27 protein-coding genes are annotated in these 23,871 nt (G+C 67.9%); 13 read left to right on the plus strand and 14 right to left on the minus strand.

Annotated elements, in window-relative coordinates; genetic code table 11:
- The first annotated feature begins 15 nt into the window (after positions 1-15).
- On the plus strand, positions 16-417 hold the full coding sequence (locus IM25_RS01595) for a PPOX class F420-dependent oxidoreductase (protein WP_033096144.1): 402 nt from the start codon (positions 16-18) through the stop codon (positions 415-417).
- Positions 418-484: 67 nt separating this feature from the next.
- Here IM25_RS01595 and IM25_RS01600 read toward each other — a convergent pair whose 3' ends face one another.
- Positions 485-1,378 carry a type IV toxin-antitoxin system AbiEi family antitoxin domain-containing protein gene (locus tag IM25_RS01600; RefSeq protein ID WP_033096145.1) on the minus strand — a complete coding sequence of 298 codons (894 nt, stop codon included), beginning with the start codon at positions 1,376-1,378 and terminating at the stop codon, positions 485-487.
- Positions 1,379-1,710: 332 nt separating this feature from the next.
- Here IM25_RS01600 and urtA point away from each other — a divergent pair, with 332 nt between their 5' ends.
- From urtA to atzF, 8 genes are all read left to right on the plus strand, one after another.
- Positions 1,711-2,985 carry an urea ABC transporter substrate-binding protein gene (gene urtA, locus IM25_RS01605; RefSeq protein WP_033096146.1) on the plus strand — a complete coding sequence of 425 codons (1,275 nt, stop codon included), beginning with the start codon at positions 1,711-1,713 and terminating at the stop codon, positions 2,983-2,985.
- A gap of 26 nt (positions 2,986-3,011) precedes the next feature.
- Positions 3,012-3,896 (plus strand): urea ABC transporter permease subunit UrtB, encoded by an 885-nt coding sequence (urtB, locus tag IM25_RS01610; RefSeq protein WP_006553586.1) that lies wholly within the window; start codon positions 3,012-3,014, stop codon positions 3,894-3,896.
- Positions 3,896-5,032, plus strand: a complete 1,137-nt coding sequence (gene urtC, locus IM25_RS01615) for an urea ABC transporter permease subunit UrtC (protein WP_065995681.1) — start codon at positions 3,896-3,898, stop codon at positions 5,030-5,032. Before urtB ends, urtC begins: the two co-directional genes overlap by 1 nt.
- Positions 5,029-5,811 carry an urea ABC transporter ATP-binding protein UrtD gene (urtD, locus tag IM25_RS01620; RefSeq protein WP_065995682.1) on the plus strand — a complete coding sequence of 261 codons (783 nt, stop codon included), beginning with the start codon at positions 5,029-5,031 and terminating at the stop codon, positions 5,809-5,811. Before urtC ends, urtD begins: the two co-directional genes overlap by 4 nt.
- Positions 5,811-6,503: an urea ABC transporter ATP-binding subunit UrtE gene (gene urtE, locus IM25_RS01625; protein ID WP_033096359.1), complete on the plus strand. Its 693-nt coding sequence runs from the start codon at positions 5,811-5,813 to the stop codon at positions 6,501-6,503. Before urtD ends, urtE begins: the two co-directional genes overlap by 1 nt.
- Complete coding sequence (locus tag IM25_RS01630; protein ID WP_033096149.1) at positions 6,503-7,189, plus strand: GntR family transcriptional regulator; 687 nt, start codon at positions 6,503-6,505, stop codon at positions 7,187-7,189. Before urtE ends, IM25_RS01630 begins: the two co-directional genes overlap by 1 nt.
- Before the next feature lie 54 nt (positions 7,190-7,243).
- On the plus strand, positions 7,244-7,774 hold the full coding sequence (locus IM25_RS01635; RefSeq protein ID WP_024101778.1) for a carboxymuconolactone decarboxylase family protein: 531 nt from the start codon (positions 7,244-7,246) through the stop codon (positions 7,772-7,774).
- A 110-nt stretch (positions 7,775-7,884) separates the two neighbouring features.
- Positions 7,885-9,609, plus strand: a complete 1,725-nt coding sequence (gene atzF, locus IM25_RS01640; protein WP_050993574.1) for an allophanate hydrolase — start codon at positions 7,885-7,887, stop codon at positions 9,607-9,609.
- A gap of 74 nt (positions 9,610-9,683) precedes the next feature.
- Here atzF and IM25_RS01645 read toward each other — a convergent pair whose 3' ends face one another.
- The 4 genes from IM25_RS01645 to IM25_RS01660 all read right to left on the minus strand — a co-directional run bounded on the left by IM25_RS01645 (position 9,684) and on the right by IM25_RS01660 (position 13,459).
- The gene (locus IM25_RS01645; protein WP_033096151.1) at positions 9,684-11,120 is read right to left on the minus strand and encodes a fatty acid desaturase family protein; all 1,437 of its coding nucleotides are present in this window, start codon (positions 11,118-11,120) and stop codon (positions 9,684-9,686) included.
- A gap of 28 nt (positions 11,121-11,148) precedes the next feature.
- Positions 11,149-12,246 carry a ferredoxin reductase gene (locus tag IM25_RS01650; RefSeq protein WP_033096152.1) on the minus strand — a complete coding sequence of 366 codons (1,098 nt, stop codon included), beginning with the start codon at positions 12,244-12,246 and terminating at the stop codon, positions 11,149-11,151.
- Positions 12,247-12,314: 68 nt separating this feature from the next.
- Positions 12,315-12,647 (minus strand): cupin, encoded by a 333-nt coding sequence (locus tag IM25_RS01655; protein WP_065995683.1) that lies wholly within the window; start codon positions 12,645-12,647, stop codon positions 12,315-12,317.
- Positions 12,647-13,459 carry a class I SAM-dependent methyltransferase gene (locus IM25_RS01660; protein WP_024101783.1) on the minus strand — a complete coding sequence of 271 codons (813 nt, stop codon included), beginning with the start codon at positions 13,457-13,459 and terminating at the stop codon, positions 12,647-12,649. Before IM25_RS01660 ends, IM25_RS01655 begins: the two co-directional genes overlap by 1 nt.
- Positions 13,460-13,638: 179 nt before the next feature.
- On the opposite strand from IM25_RS01660, the gene IM25_RS01665 reads away from it, so the two are divergent.
- On the plus strand, positions 13,639-14,322 hold the full coding sequence (locus IM25_RS01665; protein ID WP_065995684.1) for a helix-turn-helix transcriptional regulator: 684 nt from the start codon (positions 13,639-13,641) through the stop codon (positions 14,320-14,322).
- Between the two features lie 74 nt (positions 14,323-14,396).
- On the opposite strand, the gene lpdA is transcribed toward IM25_RS01665, so the two are convergent.
- The 4 genes from lpdA to IM25_RS26630 form a co-directional block, all read right to left on the minus strand.
- A complete protein-coding gene (gene lpdA / locus IM25_RS01670) occupies positions 14,397-15,800 on the minus strand; it encodes a dihydrolipoyl dehydrogenase (protein WP_033096154.1) in 1,404 nt (467 codons plus the stop codon).
- 63 nt (positions 15,801-15,863) lie between these two features.
- On the minus strand, positions 15,864-16,685 hold the full coding sequence (locus IM25_RS01675; protein WP_033096155.1) for an ABC transporter permease: 822 nt from the start codon (positions 16,683-16,685) through the stop codon (positions 15,864-15,866).
- Positions 16,682-16,951: a hypothetical protein gene (locus IM25_RS26625; RefSeq protein ID WP_231911924.1), complete on the minus strand. Its 270-nt coding sequence runs from the start codon at positions 16,949-16,951 to the stop codon at positions 16,682-16,684. The genes IM25_RS01675 and IM25_RS26625 overlap by 4 nt, the downstream gene beginning before the upstream one ends.
- Before the next feature lie 31 nt (positions 16,952-16,982).
- Positions 16,983-17,222 (minus strand): ATP-binding cassette domain-containing protein, encoded by a 240-nt coding sequence (locus tag IM25_RS26630; RefSeq protein ID WP_231911931.1) that lies wholly within the window; start codon positions 17,220-17,222, stop codon positions 16,983-16,985.
- 103 nt (positions 17,223-17,325) lie between these two features.
- Here IM25_RS26630 and IM25_RS01685 point away from each other — a divergent pair, with 103 nt between their 5' ends.
- The gene (locus tag IM25_RS01685; RefSeq protein WP_231911923.1) at positions 17,326-18,051 is read left to right on the plus strand and encodes a TetR/AcrR family transcriptional regulator; all 726 of its coding nucleotides are present in this window, start codon (positions 17,326-17,328) and stop codon (positions 18,049-18,051) included.
- A 148-nt stretch (positions 18,052-18,199) separates the two neighbouring features.
- Positions 18,200-18,859: a hemerythrin domain-containing protein gene (locus IM25_RS01690; protein WP_033096360.1), complete on the plus strand. Its 660-nt coding sequence runs from the start codon at positions 18,200-18,202 to the stop codon at positions 18,857-18,859.
- Positions 18,860-18,889: 30 nt separating this feature from the next.
- On the opposite strand, the gene IM25_RS01695 is transcribed toward IM25_RS01690, so the two are convergent.
- From IM25_RS01695 to IM25_RS01710, 4 genes are read right to left on the minus strand one after another with little or no spacing between them, the layout of a single operon-like run.
- A complete protein-coding gene (locus IM25_RS01695) occupies positions 18,890-19,528 on the minus strand; it encodes a response regulator (protein WP_006553604.1) in 639 nt (212 codons plus the stop codon).
- Positions 19,525-20,760 (minus strand): sensor histidine kinase, encoded by a 1,236-nt coding sequence (locus tag IM25_RS01700; protein WP_052039949.1) that lies wholly within the window; start codon positions 20,758-20,760, stop codon positions 19,525-19,527. Before IM25_RS01700 ends, IM25_RS01695 begins: the two co-directional genes overlap by 4 nt.
- Before the next feature lie 26 nt (positions 20,761-20,786).
- A complete protein-coding gene (locus IM25_RS01705; protein WP_156666042.1) occupies positions 20,787-21,587 on the minus strand; it encodes an ABC transporter permease in 801 nt (266 codons plus the stop codon).
- Complete coding sequence (locus tag IM25_RS01710; protein ID WP_019291133.1) at positions 21,584-22,492, minus strand: ABC transporter ATP-binding protein; 909 nt, start codon at positions 22,490-22,492, stop codon at positions 21,584-21,586. Before IM25_RS01710 ends, IM25_RS01705 begins: the two co-directional genes overlap by 4 nt.
- Before the next feature lie 181 nt (positions 22,493-22,673).
- Here IM25_RS01710 and IM25_RS01715 point away from each other — a divergent pair, with 181 nt between their 5' ends.
- Positions 22,674-22,964 (plus strand): hypothetical protein, encoded by a 291-nt coding sequence (locus IM25_RS01715; RefSeq protein ID WP_033096157.1) that lies wholly within the window; start codon positions 22,674-22,676, stop codon positions 22,962-22,964.
- 37 nt (positions 22,965-23,001) lie between these two features.
- Here the strand turns inward: IM25_RS01715 and IM25_RS01720 are convergent, their stop codons facing one another.
- Positions 23,002-23,847: an SDR family oxidoreductase gene (locus tag IM25_RS01720; RefSeq protein ID WP_065995685.1), complete on the minus strand. Its 846-nt coding sequence runs from the start codon at positions 23,845-23,847 to the stop codon at positions 23,002-23,004.
- Between the last annotated feature and the right edge of the window lie 24 nt (positions 23,848-23,871).

A 23,871-nucleotide genomic window follows, 5' to 3' on the forward strand; every position in this document is an offset into this window, starting at 1 on the left:
CGGTAGGCTCGTCGCATGGCACGCACCCCCGACGCGATAGGCGCGAAGGCACTCGAGTTCCTGTCCGAGTACCACCTCGCGACGCTCACGACCCTCCGCAAGGACGGCTCGCCGCACGTCGTCGCCGTCGGGTTCACGTGGGACGGCGAGGCCGGCCTCGTCCGCGTCATCACCTTCGAGGGCTCCCAGAAGACCCTCAACGTCGAGCGCGGGGGTTACGCGGTGGTGAGCCAGGTCGACGGCGGTCGCTGGCTCACCCTCGAGGGCCCGGCCCGCGTTACGCGCGAGCCGGCCGACGTCCGCGAGGGCGAGCGTCGCTACGCCGCCCGCTACCGCGAACCCCGCCCCAACCCTCGCCGCGTCGTCATCGAGATCGCAGTCGAGCGCGTGATGGGCTCGGTCCTCGACCCCGCCTGACGCATCCGCTCGCTTGTTTGCCATCCGCAGCGGAAGCAGATGCGGCACATAGCTGGGACGGTAGCGGTTACCGCCACGCACGGGCGACGGCACGGTCGAAGCGAGCGAGGACGACGTCGAACCGGGACAGTTCGGGCCACGTCCACCTGACCACTTCGAAGCCGAGGTCGCGCAGGGCGTCCTCCCGTCGCTTCTCGTTCCGTAGGGCCTCGACGCCTCCCTCGTCGTACTTGCCCATCCCGTCGAACTCACCGACGACTCCTTCGTCCTCCCAGAGGAAGTCGACCCGGGCGACGAACTGCCCGTCGGGTGTTCGTATCTCCTTCTGGAGCGTCTGTGCGGGCATGCCGGCCTGGTGCATCCGGATGCGACTCAGCGATTCTCCCGGACTCTCGCTGCGACCGTCGAGAAATGCAGCCACGCGTCGCGCCGCGGCGATACCCCTACGCGGCCCGGACTCGTCGAGACAACAGAGCAACGCGGAGCCGAACTCGGCATCACGAGCCGCAGCACAATCACCCGCGATCACGGCTTCGTCGAAGTCGAGTGTGCAGGCGAGATCCACGACGGTCCGGGCGAGCGAGGTGCACGCTATGCCCGCGACCTCCGACAGGTCGTGAGGACGCAGAGGGGCGACGTGCAGGTGACGGTTCGCGTTCCTCCGACCACCACCCGATCTGCCGCGGGTGACGTGGACCCGCGTGAGATCCGGCTTCCACAGGGCGAGCCCGTGCAGGACGGCGGCGGACTCGTGGCTGATCACCGTGCCGGGCGCGAGCACTGCCCCGACGGATCGCACGCGCACGCGATAGCGATCGAGTTCGTCGAGGGAGTCGTCGCGGTGGAGGTAGACGCCGGGTTCGAGTCGCTCGAGTTCACCGGCGCGTACCGCACGACGGATCTCGGAGTCGGTCATCCCGCAAGCGAGAGCGGTGGTCCGCAGGAAAGGTGTCGGTCGCATGCGGACAACCGTGCCCGATCGTCGTGGTGCAGACGCGGTGCGAACACCGGTATTCGCGTCGCCTGTGGATGATCTCGCCACCTGTGGACAAACAGTTCGCTACACCGTCAGCTATCCGCCGCAGCGATTGCCGTAGCGGATAGCGAAGGTCGTAGCTGATGCTTGTGCGCACTTTGTAACGCCCACGAAATCTGTGTCACGAGACCGTGACCGGAAGATATTCCCGCGCAACAACTCCCTTCTACTGTGTGGCCTCACGGATACAGCGCTGTATACGCCTCCCGGATACACCGGGGTCCCCTCAGGCCACACCTTCGAAGGAAGGGCTCTACATGTCTGTTGTCAGGTCCAGGCTCGCCACCCGCGCCATCGCGGCCCCCGCAGCACTCGTCGCAGTCGGACTCGTGCTGTCCGCCTGCGGAAGCCGCGCAGGTGACGAGGGCAGCACGGCCGCCTCCGGTGCTGCGTCGTGCGTCGACACCTCGGGCGACACCGTCAAGGTCGGCTCGCTCAACTCCCTGTCGGGCACGATGGCGATCTCCGAGGTCACCGTCCGCGACTCGATCGCGCTGGCCGTCGAGGAGATCAACGCCGACGGCGGTGTGCTCGGCAAGCAGATCGAGATCGTCTCCGAGGACGGCGCATCCGAGCCGGCGGTGTTCGCGGAGAAGGCCGAAAAGCTCATCGGATCCGACTGCGTCGCAGCGGTGTTCGGTGGCTGGACATCGTCGAGTCGCAAGGCGATGCTGCCGGTCTTCGAGGACCGCAACGCGCTGCTGTACTACCCCGTCCAGTACGAGGGCCTCGAGTCGTCATCGAACATCTTCTACACCGGCGCGACCACCAACCAGCAGATCGTGCCGGCCCTGGACTACCTGAAGGAACAGGGCGTGAAGTCGCTCTACCTCGTCGGTAGCGACTACGTCTTCCCGCAGACCGCCAACCGCCTCATCAAGGCGTACGCCGAGGCCAACGACATCGAGATCAAGGGTGAGGACTACACCCCGCTCGGCTCCACCGACTTCTCCACCATCGTCAACAAGGTGCGCACCGCCGACGCCGACGCGGTGTTCAACACACTCAACGGCGACTCCAATGTCGCGTTCTTCCGCGAGTACACCAACGCCGGCCTCAACGCGAAGGACATGCCGGTCGTGTCGGTGTCCATCGCCGAGGAGGAGGTGGGCGGCATCGGCGCGCAGAACATCGAGGGCCAGCTCACCGCGTGGAACTACTACCAGACCGTCGACTCCCCCGAGAACACCTCGTTCGTCGAGGCGTACAAGGCGAAGTACGGCGCGAACAAGCCGACCTCCGATCCCATGGAGGCCGCCTACACCTCGGTCTACCTGTGGAAGAACACCGTCGAGAAGGCCGAGTCCTTCGAGGTCGACGACGTCGTCGAAGCCGCCGACGGCGTGACCTTCGACGCCCCCGAGGGCACCGTCACGATCGATGGCGACAACCACCACATCACCAAGACCGCTCGCATCGGTGAGATCCGCGGCGACGGCCTGATCTACACCGTCTGGGAGTCCGACGGCGCCATCGAGCCCGACCCGTACCTCGAGTCCTACGACTGGGCGTCGGGCCTGTCCGGTAACTGAGCACGGAAGCCGAAGAGGGAGACGACATGGATGTCCTTGTAGGACAGCTCTTCACAGGATTGAGTATCGGATCGATCCTGTTGCTGGCAGCACTGGGGCTGTCGCTGACGTTCGGCCAGATGGGCGTGATCAACATGGCCCACGGCGAATTCATCATGGCCGGCAGCTACACCGCCTTCGTCGTGCAGCAGGTGATCTCCTCGGCCGGGATGTCCCTGTTCGTCTCCCTGCTCGTCGGCTTCCTGGTGGGCGGCGTGATGGGTGTGATCCTCGAGGTCACCCTCATCCGCCGCATGTACCACCGCCCGCTCGACACCCTGCTGGTGACCTTCGGTGTGGGCCTGCTGCTGCAGCAGGCCGCCCGCGACATCTTCGGCGCCCCCGCCGTCAACGTCGTCGCACCGTCCTGGCTCTCCGGTGGTGTGGAGATCTTCGGGGCGGTGGTCCCGAAGACCCGCCTGTTCATCCTCGCCCTCGCCGTGGTCTGCGTGGTCGCCCTGATCGCGTCGATGAAGTACACCCCGATGGGACGACGGATCCGGGCCGTGGTGCAGAACCGCGATCTCGCCGAGACGGTGGGCATCTCGTCGCGCCGCACCGACATCACGACCTTCTTCCTCGGCTCGGGCCTGGCCGGCCTCGCCGGTGTGGCCCTGACACTCATCGGCTCGACCAGCCCGACCATCGGCCAGTCGTACCTCATCGACGCCTTCCTCGTGGTCGTCATTGGCGGTCTCGGCCGCATCGAGGGCGCCGTGCTCGCGGCCGTCGCACTGGGCCTGCTCAATTCGTTCATCGAGTACTCCACGACCGCGTCGATCGCGAAGGTCATCGTGTTCGTGCTCATCGTGATCTTCCTGCAGGTCCGTCCGCAGGGCCTGTTCGCCGTCAAGACGAGGAGCCTGGTCTGATGCCCGCGACCTTCTCGACCCGCACCTTCACCCGACCCGGACCCGTACGCACAGCAGGCGGATTCGCGATCGCCGCGATCGTCCTGTTCGGTCTCGCCCCCGCCGTCCTCTCCGATTTCCGGCTCGGCCTGCTCGGCAAGTTCCTGTGCTTCGCGATCGTCGCCGCCGGCATCGGCCTGGCCTGGGGCCGCGGTGGCATGCTCACCCTCGGCCAGGGTGTCTTCTTCGGCCTCGGCGCCTACATCATGGCCATGCACCTGAAGATCTCCGACGCGCAGCTCCGCGGCGACACCGTCCCGGACTTCATGCAGATCGCGGGCATCCGGGAACTACCCGCCTACTGGACCCCGTTCGCCTCCCCCGCCGTCACGCTGCTGGCGATCCTGATCGTGCCGGCCCTGCTCGCCGCCCTGCTCGGCTTCGGTGTGTTCGCCCGCCGCGTCAAGGGCGCCTACTTCGCCATCCTCTCCCAGGCACTGGCCGCCGCCTTCGCGATCCTGCTCATCGGCCAGCAGTCCACCGGAGGATCCAACGGCCTCAACCGTTTCCGCACCTTCTTCGGCTACGACCTGTCCGATCCGGTCAACAAGCGGATGCTGTTCTTCATCGTCGCCGCGATCCTGCTGCTCGTCGTCGCCGCGACCCGCCAGCTCATGCAGTCCCGCTACGGCGAACTGCTCGTCGCCGTGCGTGACCAGGAGGAGCGGGTCCGCTTCCTGGGCTACGATCCCGCCCTGATCAAGGTGGCCGCCTACACCGTCGCGGCCTTCTTCGCCGGCATCGCCGGGGCGATGTTCGTGCCCATCGTCGGCATCATCTCCCCCGCCGACGTCGGCATCGTCCCGTCGATTGCGTTCCTCATCGGTGTCGCCATCGGCGGACGCACCACCCTGCTCGGCCCGGTCCTCGGCGCGGTGGGCGTGGCGTGGGCACAGACCACCCTGTCGGAGAACTTCCCCTCCGCCTGGACCTACGCGCAGGGCCTGCTGTTCATCGTCGTCGTCGGCTTCTTCCCCGCCGGCCTCGCCGGAGTCATCCCCCTGCTCCGCCGGCGCCGCCGCACCACCCCGACCGAACCCACCCCCCCGACCGAACCCGAGCCCGCCGACCTTCCCGAGATGGAGCCCGTGCGATGAGCAAACCCGTCTACGGCGGCAACGCCGGAATGAGCAGCGACTACCTCGAGATCCGCGACCTGCGTGTCACCTTCGACGGCTTCACCGCCGTCGACGGCGTCGACCTCACCCTCCTCCAAGGCGACCTGCGGTTCCTCATCGGCCCCAACGGCGCCGGCAAGACCACCCTCGTCGACGCCGTCACCGGCCTGGTCCCGGCGACCGGCTCGATCACCAAATCCGGCGTCGAACTGCTCGGCAAGAAGACCCACAAGATCGCGCGCCTCGGTGTCGGCCGCACCTTCCAGACCGCCTCGGTCTTCGAGGAACTGTCCGTTCTGCAGAACCTCGACATCGCCGCCGGCGGGAGCCGCTCCCCGTGGCAGTTGCTGCGCCGCCGCAACAACGTTCTGCCCGAGATCGAGGAAACACTCGAGACGATCGGCCTGACCGCCCACCGCGACACCCCCGCGGGCATCCTCGCCCACGGGCAGAAGCAGTGGCTCGAGATCGGCATGCTGCTCGTGCAGAACGCCGACGTGCTGCTCCTCGACGAACCCGTCGCCGGAATGAGCGGCGACGAACGCGAGGAGACCGGGCAGCTGCTGCGCCGCATCGGCGCGCAGCGCACGGTGGTCGTCGTCGAGCACGACATGGACTTCATGCGCGCCTTCGCCACCTCCGTCACCGTCCTCGCCCGCGGCAAGGTCATCGCCGACGGCACCGTCGACCAGGTCCAGAACGACCCGCAGGTCCAGCAGGTCTACCTCGGGACCGCCACCACTGCTCAGGAGGCATGATGCTCGAACTCGTCGACGTCCGCGCCGGTTACGGTCGCACCGAGATCCTGCACGGCATCTCCCTGACCGTGCCGACCGGCAAGACCGTCGCGGTCATGGGCCACAACGGTGCCGGCAAGACCACACTGCTGCGCGCCGCCGTCGGCCTGCTGCCCGTCACCAAGGGAAAGATCCTCTTCGACGGTGACGACATCACCTCGCTGCGACCATCTGCCCGCGTCACCCGCGGCCTGGCCTACGTCCCGCAGGGGCAACAGTCCTTCGGTCAGCTCACCTGCCGGGAAAACCTGCAGGTCGTCGCCGACACGCGCCGCAACGGCCGTCAGTTGATCACCGACATGCTCGACCTGTTCCCCGCCCTCGTCCCGCTACTCGACCGCCGCGCCGGCCTGCTCTCCGGCGGTCAGCGCCAGCAACTCGCCATCGCCCGCGCGCTGATCACCGAGCCGCGCATGCTCATCCTCGACGAGCCCACCGAAGGCATCCAGCCATCGGTGGTCACCGAGATCGAGAACACCATCGTCGAACTCGGCCGCAGTGGCGACCTCGGGGTGCTGCTCGTCGAACAGCACATCGGTTTCGCCCTCGACAACGCCCTGCACTACTACGTCCTCGAATCCGGGCGCATCACCTCGACGGGTGACGGTGGTGTCGACGCCGCCTCCACCGTCCGTGCGGCGATGGCGATCTGATGGCCGCCGACACACGGCGCGAGTGGGTCTACAAGGCCCTGCGCGATCGTCTGATGTCCGGGACCGCCTCCCCTGACGAACGACTCAGTGAAGAACGCCTCGCCGAACAGTACGAGGTGTCGCGCACGCCGGTACGCGAGGCCCTCGCCCGACTGGTCTCCGACGGGCTCGTCGAACGCCGCGACCAGGGGTTGTACCCCTACCGTCCGCGCTTCGACGACCTCGCCGACCTGTACGAGCTGCGGACCACCCTGGAGCTGCGCGGGATTCGCCGCGCACTCGACAGCGAGTCGGTGCGGCACGATCCCGACGTCCTCGGTCCCGAGCTCGACCGCTGGTATGAGATCCGCGAGGATCCGCCCGAGCCCGACGCCGGCTTCGTCACGCTCGACGAGCGCTTCCACATGACGTTGCTCGCCGCCTCCGGCAACCGTGCCCTGTGCGACGCGCTGGCCTCGGTGAACGCCAAGGTGCGCCCGGTGCGGATGTTCGACTATCTGACCCCCGACCGCATCGTCGCGACCGTCGACGAGCACATCGAGGTCGCCGAGCTGGTTCTCGCCGACAAGCTCGACGACGCCCACGACCTGCTGCTCGCCCACATCGACACCTCGCGATCGGTGGTCGTGCGCCGGGCCGAGGAGGCACGCGCCTTCGCGCGGATGGCCCGGGCCGTCCGAGACTGACACTTCCGGTCGTGTCACGTGACCGGACGGGTCCGGTGCGGCACACTGGCGCTCATGACACCCCGCATCCCGCCCGGACGTTTCAAGGAACTCGGCCCGATCAACTGGGTGACATGGAAGGCCCTGTCCGCCGCCGGCGGCACCTCGGACGCCCACCTGTTCAGCACCCTCGGCCGCACCGGACGGCTGTTCCGCGGGTGGTTGCACTACGCCGGCATGCTCATGCCGTTCGGCCGTCTCGGCCGGTTCGAATCGGAGATGGTCATCCTGCGCGTCGCGCATCTGCGCGAGTGCGGTTACGAATTCGACCACCACACCCGCCTGGGTCGCCGTGCCGGCATCACCGACGAGGTGCGCGAGCGTATCGTTGCCGGACCCGACGCTCCCGGCTGGCAGGCAAGGCACTGCGCTCTTCTCGCCGCCGTCGACGAACTCGTGGCGACGAAGAATCTGTCCGACGAGACGTGGGCGTCGCTCGCGCAGTTCTACGACGACCGCAGGCTCATCGAGTTCTGTCTGCTGGTCACGCAGTACGACGCCCTTGCCACAACCATCGGTGTGCTGCGGATCGAACGCGACTTCTGATCCGTCCGCACCGGCCGGCATCGGTTCGGCGCGATCCCTAACAAGGCTGTTACACAACGTCACAGCAGCGTCATTGCTGGTCCATAGCGTATACAGCCATGTCCACAAAGATGTATACAGCTGCGGCGCCCGTCTCCCCGGTGAGGGTGTCCGCCACCGATCGCGTTCGTGCCGCACTGGGCCGCATCGACGAGGTGGATCGACCCGAGGTGTGGATCACGCTGCGCAGCGCCGACGATCTTCTCGCCGACGCCGCCGAAGTGGACGCACGGGTCGCCGCCGGTGAGTCCCTTCCCTTCGCCGGTCTGGTCGTGGCGGTCAAGGACAACGTGGACGTCGCGGGAATCCCGACCACTGCGGCATGTCCCGAGTTCGCGTACGTCCCGGAGGAAACCGCTTCGGGTGTCGAGCGTCTGGTCGCCGCCGGCGCCGTCGTGCTGGGTAAGACCAACCTCGACCAGTTCGCCACCGGTCTCGTCGGCACCCGCAGCCCGTACGGGGCGGTGCGGTGCGCGTGGGATCCCGAGAAGGTCTCGGGCGGTTCGAGTTCCGGTTCGGCGGCCGCGGTGGCGCTCGGCATCGCCGACATCGGGCTGGGCACCGACACGGCCGGTTCGGGACGGGTACCCGCCGCGCTGCACGGAATCGTCGGCATCAAGGCCACTCTCGGCGTCATCCCGGCGCACGGCGTGGTCCCGGCCTGCGTCGACTACGACTGCCTCACGGTCTTCGCGACGTCGCTCGACCTGGCGGCGACCGCGGTCCGGATCATGGCCGGACCCGAACCCCGCGACCCGCGCAGCAGGACCTGGCCCGCGGATGTACGACTCGCCGCGCCGAACACTCTGCGCGTCGCGGTGCCGCGCGCCGAGGATCTCGAAGCGTTGTGTGAGGAGTACCGCGACGCCTTCGCCCGCACGGTGACCGCGGCACGCGAATCCGGCATCGAGATCGCGGAGGTGGTCATCTCACCGCTGCTCGATGCTGCCCTGCTTCTCTACGACGGTGCCGTGGTGGCCCAGCGCTACGCGGCCGTCGGCGAGTTCCTGTCGACGGCACCGGAGGGTGCCGATCCCACGGTCGCCGCGATCGTCGCCGGCGCGAAGAAGCCTGCCGCCTACGAACTCGTCGAGGATCTCGACACCCTCATCCACGTGAAGGCGTTCGCGCGTGAACTGCTCGCCGGGTTCGACGGGTTGCTGCTCCCGACGACGACGGAACACCCGACGATCGCCGCGGTGCAGGCCGATCCGATCGCCATCAATCGTCGGATGGGCACCTACACCAACTTCTGCAACCTGCTGGACATGACGGCGGTGGCGGTGCCCGGTGCGCCGACACCGGCCGGTGAGCCGTTCGGGGTCATGGTCGTGGTCCCGGCCTTCGGCGACCAGGTGGCCGTGGACGTCGCGGCCGCGCTGAACGGTGTGGACGCACCGCGTGTGGTCGAGTCCGGCGTCGAACTCGCGGTCTTCGGAGCGCACCTGCGCGGTCAGCCGCTGCACTTCCAGCTCGAGGAACTCGGGGCGCGCTTCGTCGAGGAGGTGTACACCTCCGACGCGTACCGCCTCGCCGCGTTGAACACGACGCCGCCGAAGCCGGGCCTGGTGCGTCACGCACCGGGCGAGGGCGCCGCCATCGTCGGTGAACTGTTCCGGTTGTCGGAGGCCGGACTGGGTCGGTTCCTCGCCGCGCTGCCCGCCCCGATGACGTTGACGAGTGTCGAACTGGCGGACGGACGGTGGGTCGTCGGCTTCGGCTGCACGCAGGACGCAGCCGCCGACGCGGTGGACATCACCGAGTTCGGCGGCTGGAAGGCATACCGGGCGTCCTGACCCCGGCTCCGGAGTGCAGTTCTCATCGGCGAATTCGCGCATCGTCGACGACAACTGCACACCGGACGACGTGATCAGCGGGGTGGCGGATCGACCTTCACGCCGCCGCCCTCGTGTTCTGGTCCGGCGTCGGGATGGTCGGCGGGCAGACGGTCGCGGAACCGTGCGGCCTCGCTGGGAACGGGACCGCCGGTGGGGTCCTGCGAACGACGATACGGTCCGGGCTTCGGACGGGGCTTGCCGCCCGGGAAGGCGAGCCGGGCGATGGTGCGGTGCACCATGAACCACTGCTTGCCCAATCGCCCCGAGTTGTAGGGCAGTTCGTAACGCTCGCAGATGTCCTTGACCTTCGGCGCGACCTCCGCGTAACGGGTGCTCGGCATGTCGGGGAACAGGTGATGCTCCACCTGGTAGCCGAGATTGCCGCTGAGGATGTGGAACAGCGGGGTGCCTTCGATGTTCGCGGCGCCGACGAGTTGCCGCACGTACCACCCTCCACGCGACTCGTTCTCGACCTCCTTCTTCGAGAAGGTATAGGTCTGGTCCGGGAAGTGCCCGCAGAAGATGATCGCGTGCGCCCACACGTTGCGGATGATGTTGGCCGTGATGTCGGCGAGAACCGTCGCGAGGAAGGTCTTCTCGACACCGGGCAGATACCGGTCGGCGAGATGGGCTGCGGTACGAAACTTTCCGGACCGGCCCTTGCCCATCGGTCCCTTGCTCATCGACCGCAGTCGCCGGCCCAGACGCGAGGTCTTCGGCTGGGGCAACCGGCCCTGCAGCGCGACCTGCGCGAGACCGAACAGCGCGGCGCTCACCAGCGGCCAGCCGACGTAGTCCTTGACGAACTGCGCGCGGGCCTTGCCGAAGATGCCCTTCAGCTCCTCGATCACCTGACCGGTCGACTTCTCGCCGGCCCACAACGCCTCGAGGTCGAGGTCGTGCAGCGCCACACCCCATTCGAAGAGCACGGTGAGCAGCGCGTTGTAGAGAGGTTGCGCCAGGTAGACGGGGTGCCACTTCTGGTGCGGGTCGATCCGCATGATCTCGTAGCCGAGATCCTTGTCGAGGCCGCGGATGTTCGTGAACGTGTGGTGGATGTAGTTGTGCGAGTGCTTCCACGCCTCCGCGGTGGAGGCGGTGTCCCAGTCCCACACCGACGAGTGGATGTCCGGATCGTTCATCCAGTCCCACTGGCCGTGCATGACGTTGTGGCCGATCTCCATGTTCTCGAGGATCTTCGCCACTCCGAGACAGGCTGTCCCGGCCACCCAGGCGGGCTTGTACGACGACGCGAAGAGCAGTAACCGCCCCGCGACGACCAACTGCCGTTGCGTGGCGATGACGTTCTTGATGTACTGCCGGTCCTTGTCGCCGAGACTCGAGTACACCTCGTCGTGGATGGCGTCGAACTCCTCGGCGATCTGCTCGAGATCGTCGTCGCTCAGATGCGCGAGCGGACTCTGTGGTTCCCGTGTCCCGGTGTCGGTCCTGTCGATGCTTCTCGTCACGACGCCCCCTGCTTCGAAGCCGGTTGCTTCACAGTTCTATTTCGATGTCACCCTCCGCGGTGTGGATACAGGTACGCACCGCAGCCCCGGTGGGCTCGCTCACCTCGTCGGTCCGCAGGTCCCGGAGTTGCCCGGATTTCAGCGTTCCGACGCACGTGTGGCAGATGCCGATACGGCAGCCGTATGGCAACTTCAGGCCGGCGTTCTCGCCTGCGACCAGGATGGGTGTTCCCCCGTCGCACTCCACCTCTTTCTCGCTGTCGAGGAAGTGGATGGTGCCGCCCTCGCCGCTCCCGGCATTCCCACCGATGATCGGCTGGAAACGTTCGAGGTGGAATCTTTCGGGATCACCGTGTTCGTCCCAGTGTTCTTCGAGGGCGTCGAGCAGGTCGCGCGGGCCCGAGCAGAAAGCGTCGCGTTCGCGCCAGTCGGGGCACAGATCGCCGAGGTCGTCGGGGGTGATGCGGCCGCGGTCGCCGCTGAGCCACAGCTCGAGACGCATTCCGGGATGCCGCTCGTCGAGGCCGCGCAGGGTCGAGCCGAAGATCACCTCGTCCTCGGTGTGGGCGGAATGCACGACGACGACGTCGTCGATGCGGTCGCGGTGGTCGAGGCTGCGCAGCATGCTCATGATCGGGGTGATCCCGCTGCCCGCGCTGATGAACAGCATCTTCGCGGGCAGCGGGTCGGGCAGGGTGAACACGCCCTCGACCTCACCGAGGCGGACGATGTCGCCGGGCTCGAGTTTGCGGACCAGGTACGGCGAGACCACGCCGTTCTCGACGAGTTTGGGTGTGACGCTGATGAGCCCGTCGACCGGATCGGGGTCGGAGGTGAGCGAGTACGCGCGCCAGTGGTAGACCCCGTCGATGACCACCCCGAGCCGCACGTACTGGCCCGGCTCGTGACCGCGCCACTCGTAGGCCGGGCGGATGAGCACCGATGCGGCGTCGCCGCCCTCGGGGACGACCCGCTCCACACGGCCGCGCAGTTCGCGGGTCGTCCAGAGCGGGTTGATCATCTCGAGATAGTCGTCGGGCCGCAGAGGTGTGAACAGGTGCCGCACCGTTCGCAGCAACCATCTCCGAACCGGGTGCACGTGTGGGCGAGCGCCGCGTTCCGCCATGGCGCAACACTACGCGGGCGCGCACACCTCACGTGCACATTCGTCGCCGACGTGGGATCGGTGACAGCTCAGCGCAGGATCGTCAGCTGCACCACGGAATCGGCGTTCGCGACGAGGCGGTGCACGATGCCGGCGTCGACGTGGACGGCGGTACCCGGTACGAGCGACACGGTCTCGTCGGCGGTGCTGAACGAGATGTCGCCGGTGACGGCCTGCACGAGGATCGGAGCGCCGGCCTTGTGGTCGTCCATCGTCTGCCCGGCGACGAAGGACAGACGTACCACGGTGGCACCGGTGACCGCCGCGAGCTTCTCGATGCGTGGCCCGCTCCCCTCGCCCGCGTTGAGCCCCGCGAGCCCCTCGATACGGGTGAGCTTGCCCTCGACCTGCTGTGTACTCATCACGCTTCCTTCTTCGTGGCGACGATCTCGATCGCGACCAGATGCTTCTTGTACTTCGTGAACGTCGACCGCATCTGGAGCACCCGGCTGCGGGCGTCGGAGTCGCGAAGGACGTTGCGAACGAACTTCAGGGTGCCGGGCAGGCCCTCGTCGGCGAGGATGCGCTTGGGTTCGAGCAGCGCCATGGGAGCGAAGCCGATCTTCTCGACCTCGAATCCGTTCTCCTCGAACAGGGTCCGCCATTCCGCCGCGGTGAGCGGGCGGGCGTTGACCTTGATCGAGCGCGCGAGCGACGTGCGGATCTCGGTCTTGACCTCGTCATCGACCTCGTCGGGTTCGATCGCGAGTTCGTGGATGGCGTACCGGCCGCCCACACGGAGCACCCGGCGGGCCTCCTGCACGATCTCCGCCTTGTGCCTGTCGGTCTGCATGGTCAGCATCGCCTCGCCGACCACGACGTCGGCGACCTCGTCGTCGAGTCCGGTCTTCGACGCCTCGCCGCTGACCACACTGCCTCCGCCGGCGATGGCCTTGCGCGTCAGTTCGGCTGCCGTCTCGTCGGATTCGACTCCGGTGTAGCTGCCCGGCGAGTACGCGAGGATCTCCTGCGCCGTCCGGCCGAGGCCGGGCGCGAACTCGACGACGTCCGCGCCACGCAACCTCGCGTCGGCGAGCACGCGTGCCGTCAGTTCCTTACCGCCGGGCCGCAGCACACGCTTGCCCAGGCGGGCGAGCAGCCAGTGTCCCGGCAGGTGGGCGGTGTCCCTACCCGCAAGGGGGAGAGCGTCTTCCGATGCGTGCTTGTCCGCCATGTTCTGCACTCCTTCTCGCGAGGGCAAGGGTGGCTACGGTTCCGAGGCTCTCCGGACCGGTCGTAACGTGGACGGTGCGTCGGTTGTCGCCTCCATGGCGCCGACTATAGAGGATTTTCCTCCTTTTAATAAGGTGACCCTCACCTGAGAGTCACCGCGGGCGCGACGGGAGAGCGGACTTGGCACGGCGGGGGAAGCAACGCGAGCGGATTCTCGGCCTGTTGCGGGAGTCCTCGGGCCCGGTCGACGCCCATCATCTCGCCGCCACGCTCGACCTGCACGTCACGACCGTCCGCTTCCATCTCGCGGGCCTCGGGAAGGAAGGTCTCGTCCGCACCCGGCAACTTCCGACCGAGCGGGTCGGGCGCCCGCGCCTCGGCTACGTCGCGGTGAAGGAACCGTCCTACACCGATCTCGTCGCGCTGCTCGCCGCGCGGATCGGGGGCACCCCCACCGAGCGCGAGGACAAGGCGTTCGAGGTGGGCTCGGACTGGGCGGGCATCCTCGCCCTCGCCCTCGCACCCGCGCCGACCGTCGACGCCGGCACGCTCGTCATCGACGCCCTGCAGCAGTTGGGTTTCGAGACGCAGAGCGCGACGAACGCCTTCGGCACCCACAGCCTCACGTTGTGCACGTGCCCGCTCGCGGAGATCGCCCGCACGAATCCCGAAGTGGTGCGCGGCATCCAACGCGGATTGATCCAGCGTGTCCTCGACGACCACGCCGACCTGCTGCGCAGCCGCTACGCCGTCGACGTCCGGCCCGACCCGCAGGACGGTAACTGTCTCGTGCAGCTGGTGCTGCGCCCGGAGAAGGACGGAACGACGTCAGCCCGCGACGACGGTCGAGTCGTCACGGGCTGAGCCGGTACATCCGAGCGGGGATCCGCCCACACGGAAGAAGGGTGAACGCGGGGCCTCGGGTCGGCCCCGCATCCTCAGAAGTTGATCATGTGTCCTGCGAGACCGTGGATGGCCTCCTGCAGCGCCTCGCTCAGAGTCGGGTGCGTGTGGACGTTGCGCGCGAGCTCGTTGACCGTGAGGTCCCACTTTTGGGCCAGGGTCAGCTCGGGCAGCAGCTCCGAGACGTCGGGGCCGATGAGGTGGCCGCCGATGAGCTCACCGTGGGTCTTGTCGGCGATGAGCTTGACGAAGCCGTTGGGATCACCCAGACCGTGCGCCTTGCCGTTGGCGGTGAACGGGAAGGTCGCGACCTTCACGTCGTAGCCCTCGGCCTTCGCCTGCTCCTCGGTGAGACCGAAGGAGGCGACCTGCGGCTGGCAGAAGGTCGCGCGCGGCATCATGCGGTAGTCGCCGAGCTCGAGGGTCTCGGCACCGCCGATGGTCTCGGCCGCGACCACGGCCTGCGCCTCCGCGACGTGGGCGAGCTGCAGCTTCGCGGTGACGTCGCCGATGGCGTAGATGCCCTTGACGTTGGTGCGCATACGCTCGTCGATCGCGATGGCACCGCGGTCGGTGAGCTCGACGCCGGTGTTCTCGAGGCCGTAGCCCTCGACGCGCGGCGCGAAGCCGACCGACTGCAGCACCTTGTCGACCGTGACGGTCTCGACGTTGCCGGACTTGTTGTCCTTGATCGCGACGGTCACCTTCGAACCGTCGTCCGAGATCTTCTGCACCGCGGCACCGGTCTTGATGGTGATGCCGAGCTTCTTGTACGCCTTGGCGATCTCCTTGGAGACGTCGGCGTCCTCGTTGGGCAGTGCGCGGTCGAGGAACTCGACGATGGTGACGTCGACCCCGTAGTTCTTCAGGACGTAGCCGAACTCCATGCCGATGGCGCCGGCACCGACGATGACGATGGACTCGGGGAGGTCGCGGGTGAGGATCTGCTCCTCGTAGGTGACGACATTGTCGCTGAGCTCGGTGCCCGGCAGCAGCTTCGTGACGGAACCGGTCGCGATGATGACGTTGTCGAAGGTCACCTGTTCGGTGCCGCCCTTGGTGAGGGCCACCTCGATGGTCTTGGCGTCGACGAACGAGCCCTTACCGTCGTATTCGGTGATCTTGTTCTTCTTCATGAGGAAGTGCACGCCCTTGGTGCGCCCGTCCGCGACCTTGCGGCTGCGGTCGTAGGCGGCACCGAAGTCGAAGGACACGTCTCCCGAGATGCCGAAGGTCTTGGCCTCTTTGTTGAAGAGATGTGCCAGCTCGGCGTTGCGGAGAAGTGCCTTCGAGGGGATGCAGCCGACGTTCAGGCAGACACCACCCCAGTACTTCTGCTCGATGATGGCGGTGCTCAGTCCCAGCTGTGCCGCGCGGATAGCAGCGACGTACCCACCGGGACCGGCTCCGAGGACAACGACGTCATAGTGTGAGGTCACGGATATACAGGGTAGTCCCGCCCGATTCCGGTGTCTGCCGATGGTCCGGTTACCGGCCGGTAGCTACCGGATCCGGTGATCGGCCGTGTATCGGCGCACCGCGAGCGGGACCGTCACGACGAGCAGCACGACGCACCAGCCGAACGCCGACCACACCGGATGGTGCAGCGGCCACGCCACATCCGCGGGTACCGGCGCGGACGCCGAGAGCAGCTCACGCAGCGCACCCACGACGGCACTGACGGGATTCCACTCCGCGATCTGCCGGACCACCACCGGCATCGTGTCGGTGGGCACGAAGATGTTCGAGAACATGATCGCGCCGAAGATCATCGGTGCGCACTGCTGCAGGACCTGCTCGTCCCGGATCGAGACGCCGAGCCACACACCTGCCCACGAGAATGCGAACCGGAACAACAGCAGCACCACCGCGGCGAGGGCGATCTCCCCGGCGCCCGCTTCGATCCGCCAGCCGACGAGATATCCGATGCCGACCATCGGCGCCAGCGTGACCGCACACGTCAGGGTCTCGGCGAAGGCGAGTCCGGCGGGCGCGGCCACCGGGGAGGTGGGCAGGGTCCGGAAGCGATCCGACAGTCCGCTGCGCATGTCGGCGTTCGCGGTGGCGGCGGTGGTCGCGAGGCCCATGGCCGCCACGAGGACGAGCACACCCGGCATCAGGTATGCGCGGTAGGCGGCGCCCTCGCCACCGGACAGGGCGCCGGCGAAGACGAATCCGAAGAGCAGCATCATGCCCAGCGGTGCGGCGAGGGTGACGAACAGCTGGGCCGGCGAGTGCCGGTAGGTCAGCAGGACGCGATGCAGCAACGTCCGGGTGCCGGTGAGGGCAGAACTGCCGTGGCCGGACTCGTGGATGGTGGTCATGCGGACTCCTCGATTCGCTCGCGTCCGGTCAGGGTCAGGAATGCCTCGTCGAGACCGACGCGGCGACGGCCGATGTCGTCGACGGGGACACCCGCGTCGTCGAGGGCGCGCAGCACGGGCAGCAGCGGCACCGAGTGGGCGTCGGTCGTGAAGGACAGCCGGACCGAGCCGTTCTCGACCGGCACCTGGATGCCGTTGTGGCGCAGGCCGAATGCGCCGATGACGGCGACGGCCTCGTCGATGTGGGCCCGCGTGAAGCGCTGCATCGGCTTCGTCGGCCAGTACCACGCGGTGGATCTACGACTGACCGGTGTCGAGAACCTGGGTCGCGTCGTGCACCACATCGAAGCCGCGTACGCGGGCACGTCCGGCCGTGGGCCGCAGCAGGGTGGCGAGCATCCGGACGATGGTGGTCTTCCCCGATCCGTTCGGACCGAGGAGCGCATGGACGCGCCCCGGCGGGACGCGCAGGTGGACGTCGTCGACGACGATGCGATCGCCGAGCGCCCGGGTGAGGCCTTCCGCCTCGAGTGCCATCTCGGTCACGATCCACCTCTCAATTGGGAACACCGTTCGCAGTTCGAGGGTACGCATCTGCGAACATCGTTCGCAACTCGTTCGAGGGGGCATGCTGTCCTGCATGACGGTCTCCGACTCGATCTGGCTGCGGTCCGACACCGGGCGCCCCGGCCCGCGACCGGCCTACACGCTCGACCAGCTCGCAGACGCGTGCGTGCGGATCGCCGACGAGGACGGCATCCGCGCCCTGTCCATGCGCAGGCTCGCCGACGCCCTCGGCACCGCCCCCGCGTCGCTCTACCGCTACGTCTCCGGCAAGACCGATCTCGTGGATCTCATGGTCGACCGGGCCGGAGCCGAATACCGCTTCGCTCCGCTGACCGGTGACGTGCGCGCCGACGTACTCGACGTCGCCGAACAGTCCCGCGCAATCCACCGCCGGCATCCCTGGCTGAGCCAGGTCACGGCATCGACGCTCGGCCCGAACTCGATGCGGTATCTCGACCACCTCGTCGGCGCCCTCGCCCCCGCCGGACTCGACCCGACCGCGACGATGACCGGAGTCGCCCTCCTGTCGGGGTGGGTCACCAACTTCGCCGCGCAGGAGGCCGCCGGGATGTCTGCAGGGGCGGCCGGCGGCGGAGCCGCGCACATCGCCGCGATGCTTGAGCACGGCGACTACCCGCATCTCACCACCCTGATGACCGGCGCGTCCGCCGGAGGATCCGCAGGTGATGTCGCAGATGCGGACAGCCGCAGCGGTGCGGACGACGGATCCGATGCGAACGACCGTGCGTTCCGCGCCGGCATCGACGCGCTCCTGTTCGGCATCGCGCCGACCCGCTGACATCGCCTGCCGGCTCCCTGCAAGCGCCGGAGTGATGATCACGGACCGAGCGCGCGGAGACATTCTTGGCGACCACTTGGTGCGCGACGATCTCCGGCGCCCGCTCGGCACCAAGCCGGTTCCAAGTCCGGCCGCGCACGCTACCGACATGACTTCCGCATCCCTCACCCCGCGCCTCACCACCGACGACGACCTGCTCGGAATGCGGCTCGCGCACCGCGTGATCCTCCGCGACGTCACCCGGCTCCGCGAACTGGCGGACCGGATCCTCGCAGATCCGTCGAGCTTCGACAGGGCCCGCTACGCGGCGACCGCCGACTATGTCGGACTGTTCGTCGCGAGTCTCTACCACCATCACAACGTGGAGGACCTCGCACTCTGGCCGCTGATCACCGCGTCGGCCGGACCCCACGTCGACTTCACCGAACTCACCGACGACCACGACGAACTCGACCCGCTCCTCGACGAACTCGGCGAATTCACCCGCGGGCTCCCCGACCCCGCGGCAGTGGCCGGCTTCGCACGCACCCTCCGCACGCTGAGTGAGCACCTCCACGAGCACATCGCGGACGAGGAGCGAACGGTCTTCCCGCTCATCACCGGGCACGTCTCCGCCGACGCGTGGCAGCGGTTCGAGAAGGACGCCCAGCGCGGTGGCCGGGCCGACTTCGACCTCACCCGCTTCTTCGCCGTGATGACCGAGGACGAGACCGAGCGGGTCCGCCGCGAACTGCCCCTTCCGGTGCGACTGATGGTCGCGGTCTTCTCCCGTCGGCAACGACGCCGCGAGCGTGCGGTGTTCGGCTGACCCTGCTGTTCGGCTGACCCTGCTGTTCGGCTAACCCAGGATCCCGCGGTCGTAGGCGACTGCGACCGCGGCCGCCCTGTCCTTCACCTCGAGCTTCGCGAAGACGTGGGTCAGGTGGGTCTTCACGGTCGCCTCGCTGATGAACAGCTCCTGGGCGATGGCCCGGTTCGAGGTGCCCTTCGCGACGAGCGCCAGCACCTCACGCTCCCGGGCGCTGAGCGCCTGCGGGGCGGTGGGTGTCCGCATGTGGTTCATCAACCGCGACGCGACCACCGGCGACAAGACGGTCCGTCCCTCCGCCGCGGCCCGCACCCCGGCGAACAGGTCGTCCCGCAGAGCGTCCTTGAGCAGGTAGCCGGTCGCGCCGGCCTCGATCGCAGGCACGGTGTCGGCGTCCGTGTCGTAGGTCGTCAGCACCAGGACGCGACTGCGCGCACCTCGCGCGACGAGTTCGGTGATCGCCTGCACTCCCCCGCCTCCCGGCATCCGCAGGTCCATGAGCACCACGTCGGGGTCGAGTTCGAGCGTGAGGGTCACGGCCTCCGGACCGGAGGCAGCCTCTCCGACCACGTCGAATTCCGGGGATGCGGCGAACATTCCGCGCAGGCCGTCCCGCACGACGGGGTGGTCGTCGACGATCAGCACGGTGATCTCGTCCGCGTCGGTCACGACATCCTCCCGGCCCTGATCAGCGGCACCCGCACCGAGACCGCGGTCCCCACACCCGGTTCGGACTCGACGTCCACGACGCCGGCGATCCGGTCGGCACGGGACTGCATGCCCCGCAACCCGAATCCGTCGCCCGGTGTCGCGCACGGATCGAAACCGCATCCGTCGTCCCGGATGTCCACACTCACTTCGTCGTCCATATAGGACACCGTGACACCGGCACGGTGTGCGGAGGAATGCTTGGCGACGTTCGCGAGGGCCTCCTGGGTGATGCGGAACAACGTCACGCCGATGTCGTCGTGCAACGGTTCGGTGGTGCCCGTGACCGTGAGATCGACCCGGATCCCGTGTTCGGCCGACCATCTCTCCACCTCGTGGGCCAGCGCGTCGTCGAGCGTGCGGTGCTCGAGTGCCTCGGGAGCGAGATTGCGCACCGAGCGGCGGGCATCGCCGAGGCTGCGTCGCGCAAGGTCCGTGGCCCTCTCGACGTGGCGCCGCGCCGCCTCCGGATCGGCGGTGTCCTGTGCCGCCTGCAACTGCGTGACGATCCCGGCCAGGCCCTGGGCGAGGGTGTCGTGGATCTCCGCGGCGAGCCGGCGGCGCTCGTCGTCGATCCCCGCTTCCCGGGCATGCACCAGCAGCTGCGCGTGCAGGGCCTGGTTCTCGGACAGCGCGTTCTCGAGTCGGACGTTGGTGCGTTCGAGTTCGGTGATCGCAGCGAGCCGTTCGAGACTTCGCTGCTCGTCGCGTTCGGCGAGCCTCATCATCAGCATGGAAATCGAGGCGTTGAGCACGACGAGGAGCCCGAACGCGATCCACATCGTCGTGTCGTCCGGCGGCAGACCACCCGCCTGCGAACCCGCCACCGTCACGGCGGTGACGATCAGCCCGAACCGGATCCAGCGGTCCGGCAGCATCGCGTGGGCATCGAAGTAGCCGGAGGCCGCATAGATCGCGAAGAACGGGTTGAGCCAGCTCAGGACGAACGCCAGGGCGGACCGGAGCAGGTAGTAGACCGCGTCGCCCTCCGGCACCGACCGGCGGCGGCGACCGCGCCACAGTTCCAGACCCACCGCCACCGCGGTGAGCACCGCTGCCGTGTACCGCTCGGCGGGACTCATCAACAACGTCGCGGTGCCGACGGACAGGACGGTGCCGGTCGCGAGCATCCCCACCGGCGCCCATCTGTAGGTCCGAAGCCACGGATCGTCGGTGGTCGTCGGTGCCCTCATGGCTTCCAGGATGACGGTCGACGCCGTCACTGCCAACGGAACCACCGGATCGCCACGCCGGTCAGGACGACGGTCCAACCCACCACGACCGCGATGCCACCGAGATTCGGCAGGTCGCCCGCGGCGGTCTCGTCGAGCAGTTGCGCTGCGGCACCGAAGGGTGTCAGCTCCACGTTCCGTCGCAGCAGCTCGGGCATCGCCTGCACCGGCAGCCATACGCCCGCACTGAACATCAACGGGAAGAACACGATCGTGCCCAGCGTCTGAGCGATCCGCACGGACGGTGCCACCGCAGCCAGTGTCCCTCCCGCGCTCAGTGCCGCAGCGAGAGTGACGAGTACCGCGAGTGCGTATCCCCACGGCTGGGCGGGGAAGGCGACTCCGAAGGCCGCCCGACCGACGATCAGTGCGAGGAAGACCGACGCCAGGACCGCGATCGCGTGCACCACGATCTGTGCGGTCAGCAGGTGGGACGGACTCGCCGGGGTCACGGCGAGCCTGCGGAGGATTCCCCGTTCTCGGTACGACGACAACACCGCGGGCATCGTCTGGACACCGGCCACGATCATCGCGAGGAGGATCGCCACGGGGACGTACAGATCGATCACCCGCAGACCACCGAGGTCCGGATCCGGTTTCCGGAAACCGGGAATCAGGCCGAGTATCACGAGCAACAGCGTGGGGAAGACGAGGATCCAGAAGAGCGCCCCGGGTTCCCGCGTGAACAGTCGTGCCTCGGTACGCAGAACGGCGGTCGATGCGGACATCGTCGGGGTGCTCGTCGTCGACGTCTCGACGAGCCTGGTGCGGACGGTCGGGTCGGTCATGACGTGCTCCTGGTGTCGGTGAGATCGAGGTAGGCGTCGTCGAGGGTCGCTTCGGCGATGCGGAGGCGTTCGGCCGTGACGCCGAGGCGTGCCAACAGGCCGAGTACCGCGTGGATCGACTCCTCACTGCCTTCGACGGCCACCCGTTCCCGGGCGGTGTGCACGGAGACGACGCCGGGCTGGGCTTCGAGGAGCGCGGGGTCGAGCGGACCGGACGGGTGGAACGAGACCACGATCGCTGCGGACGACTGCCCGATCAGCTGGGCCGGCGTCCCCAGCGCACGGATGCGCCCGGAATCGAAGACCGCGACACGGTCGCAGAGGCGTTGTGCCTCTTCCATGAAATGTGTGACGAGCAGGACGGTGACGCCGGAATCACGCACCTCCTCGATCAGTTCCCAGGTGTCACGGCGCCCACGCGGGTCGAGTCCGGTGGTGAGTTCGTCGAGGACGACGACGCGCGGTGAACCGATGAGTGCCAGTGCGATGAACAACCGCTGTTTCTGGCCCCCGGACAGTTTCGTGAACCGGGTGTCGAGCATGCGGCCGAGCCCGAGGCGTTCGGCGAGCACATCGCCGTCCGCGGGTCGGGCGTAGAAGGCCGCGTACAACCGGAGGGCCTCGCGCACGGTCAATTTCGGCTGCAGCTCACTCTGCTGCAACTGCGTGCCGAGCAGTTCGGTGACGGCCCGGTGGTCGCGGACCGGGTCGAGGCCGGCGACGCGGACGGTGCCCTCATCGGGTTTTCGCAGACCCGAGATGTGTTCGACGGAGGTCGTCTTCCCGGCCCCGTTCGGACCGAGGACCCCGAAAATCTCACCTTCGTGGATCTCGAAGCTCACGCCGTCCACGACGGCGCGACCTCCGTACGACTTGTGCAGATTGTTCACTTCGACGATCGGCATGCATCGAGCGTCGCGCGGAGCACCGGTCCCGCACATCGTCCGTCCGTCTCGATCGGATGTCCCCCGATCGGATGATGGCGAGGGTCATCCGGTTCGGGCATGATGTCGCCGTGCGTGTTCCCCGTCGAGATCAACCCGCGCGGCGCGAGGCCGCTCGGGTGTTCGAACCGGGAGAACCCACATGGAATACAACGCAATGATCGAAATCGACGCCGACCTCGATCTCCTGACCGACGACGAGACCGTCGACCTCATCGAACCGATCGTCCCGCACCACGGGGCGGTGGGCCGCAGCGACGACGGTCGCGCCCAGCTCGTCATCACCGTCGACGCCGTCGACGCGATCCACGCCCTGCGGTTCGTGCGCGACCTGACGCAGGACTCGTACTCGTCCTACCGCGTGAACGCGGTGGATGTATTGCCCACCAGCGCGTTCGACGCGATCTACGGTTTCGGCGACTACTTTGCCTGATACGGGAGCGCGGTGGGGATCCGCGCTGCGCGGAACCTCACTTGCGGCGCCCGAACCTGCGCATGCCGAGCAGGTAGCGCGGGATCGACCGGAACGGGACCCGCACCGGCCAGTCGTCGGGACGGAAGTACGCCTCGGTGCCGCCGTCGACCACCACGACGCTGCCCGTCATGAAGTCCGCCGCCGGGGACAGCATGAATTCGACCCACTGCGCGATCTCGTCGGGCTTCCCGAAGCCCCCGAGCGGAACGGGGAAGCTCTCCACCACCTTCCCGAGGGGGCTCTCGAGTTGCGCGTCGAGCAGCGGGGTGGAGATCGCTCCGGGCGCGAGGATGTTGAGGCGGATGCCGGCACCCGCCCACTCGGGGGTGACCGCGGCGCGTCGCGCCCATCGGGTCACGGCGATCTTCGACGCCGCATAGGTGAACGGCGGGGCCGCCCGCGAGATGCGGGTGGTGCGCGCGACGCCCTTGTCCATGTCGCCGGCGAGGAAGGCCTTCACCGCCGAGTTCGGCACGCCGGGAGTCGTGGTCGTCGAATTGGATCCGAACACCACGACCTTGCTGTTCGCGGAGGCGGCCAGAGCTGCTCGCCATCCGACAAGCAGGTCGATCACGCCGCGCACGTTGACCTGCGCGATGATCTCCTCCTTGCCGGGGGTGGGGCCCAGGCCCGCGGCGAGCACGGCACCGTCGAGACGGCTGCCCGCCAGCTCGAGCGTGGCCCGGACGGCGTGGGAACGACCCTCCGGAGTGGATAGGTCCGCCGTGACCTCGGTGTCCTTCAGGTCGATGCCGATCACCGTGTGCCCGGCGGCCCGCAGCCGCTCCGCGCTCGCCCGGCCCATTCCCGAGGCGGCACCCGTCACCGCATAAGCCGCCATGTGCCCCTCCATCGTTGGATTCGG

The sequence above is a fragment of the Rhodococcus sp. p52 genome (assembly GCF_000763325.2).
Classification (GTDB): Bacteria; Actinomycetota; Actinomycetes; order Mycobacteriales; family Mycobacteriaceae; genus Rhodococcus; species Rhodococcus pyridinivorans.

Bases quoted from the DNA above. Each gene is read 5' to 3' on its own strand.
- IM25_RS01710 (WP_019291133.1), bottom strand. From the start codon at position 22,492: ATGCCGATCGTCGAAGTGAACAATCTGCACAAGTCGTACGGAGGTCGC.
- IM25_RS01685 (WP_231911923.1), top strand. From the start codon at position 17,326: ATGACGGTCTCCGACTCGATCTGGCTGCGGTCCGACACCGGGCGCCCC.
- IM25_RS01705 (WP_156666042.1), bottom strand. From the start codon at position 21,587: ATGACCGACCCGACCGTCCGCACCAGGCTCGTCGAGACGTCGACGACG.
- urtC (WP_065995681.1), top strand. From the start codon at position 3,896: ATGCCCGCGACCTTCTCGACCCGCACCTTCACCCGACCCGGACCCGTA.
- IM25_RS01720 (WP_065995685.1), bottom strand. From the start codon at position 23,847: ATGGCGGCTTATGCGGTGACGGGTGCCGCCTCGGGAATGGGCCGGGCG.
- IM25_RS01660 (WP_024101783.1), bottom strand. From the start codon at position 13,459: ATGGCGGACAAGCACGCATCGGAAGACGCTCTCCCCCTTGCGGGTAGG.
- IM25_RS26630 (WP_231911931.1), bottom strand. From the start codon at position 17,222: ATGGCACTCGAGGCGGAAGGCCTCACCCGGGCGCTCGGCGATCGCATC.
- IM25_RS01595 (WP_033096144.1), top strand. From the start codon at position 16: ATGGCACGCACCCCCGACGCGATAGGCGCGAAGGCACTCGAGTTCCTG.
- IM25_RS26625 (WP_231911924.1), bottom strand. From the start codon at position 16,951: ATGCAGCGCTTCACGCGGGCCCACATCGACGAGGCCGTCGCCGTCATC.
- IM25_RS01690 (WP_033096360.1), top strand. From the start codon at position 18,200: ATGACTTCCGCATCCCTCACCCCGCGCCTCACCACCGACGACGACCTG.
- urtB (WP_006553586.1), top strand. From the start codon at position 3,012: ATGGATGTCCTTGTAGGACAGCTCTTCACAGGATTGAGTATCGGATCG.
- urtD (WP_065995682.1), top strand. From the start codon at position 5,029: ATGAGCAAACCCGTCTACGGCGGCAACGCCGGAATGAGCAGCGACTAC.
- IM25_RS01700 (WP_052039949.1), bottom strand. From the start codon at position 20,760: ATGAGGGCACCGACGACCACCGACGATCCGTGGCTTCGGACCTACAGA.
- IM25_RS01635 (WP_024101778.1), top strand. From the start codon at position 7,244: ATGACACCCCGCATCCCGCCCGGACGTTTCAAGGAACTCGGCCCGATC.
- IM25_RS01630 (WP_033096149.1), top strand. From the start codon at position 6,503: ATGGCCGCCGACACACGGCGCGAGTGGGTCTACAAGGCCCTGCGCGAT.
- IM25_RS01650 (WP_033096152.1), bottom strand. From the start codon at position 12,246: ATGGCGGAACGCGGCGCTCGCCCACACGTGCACCCGGTTCGGAGATGG.
- IM25_RS01715 (WP_033096157.1), top strand. From the start codon at position 22,674: ATGGAATACAACGCAATGATCGAAATCGACGCCGACCTCGATCTCCTG.
- urtE (WP_033096359.1), top strand. From the start codon at position 5,811: ATGCTCGAACTCGTCGACGTCCGCGCCGGTTACGGTCGCACCGAGATC.
- IM25_RS01655 (WP_065995683.1), bottom strand. From the start codon at position 12,647: ATGAGTACACAGCAGGTCGAGGGCAAGCTCACCCGTATCGAGGGGCTC.
- IM25_RS01675 (WP_033096155.1), bottom strand. From the start codon at position 16,685: ATGACCACCATCCACGAGTCCGGCCACGGCAGTTCTGCCCTCACCGGC.
- urtA (WP_033096146.1), top strand. From the start codon at position 1,711: ATGTCTGTTGTCAGGTCCAGGCTCGCCACCCGCGCCATCGCGGCCCCC.
- atzF (WP_050993574.1), top strand. From the start codon at position 7,885: ATGTATACAGCTGCGGCGCCCGTCTCCCCGGTGAGGGTGTCCGCCACC.
- IM25_RS01600 (WP_033096145.1), bottom strand. From the start codon at position 1,378: ATGCGACCGACACCTTTCCTGCGGACCACCGCTCTCGCTTGCGGGATG.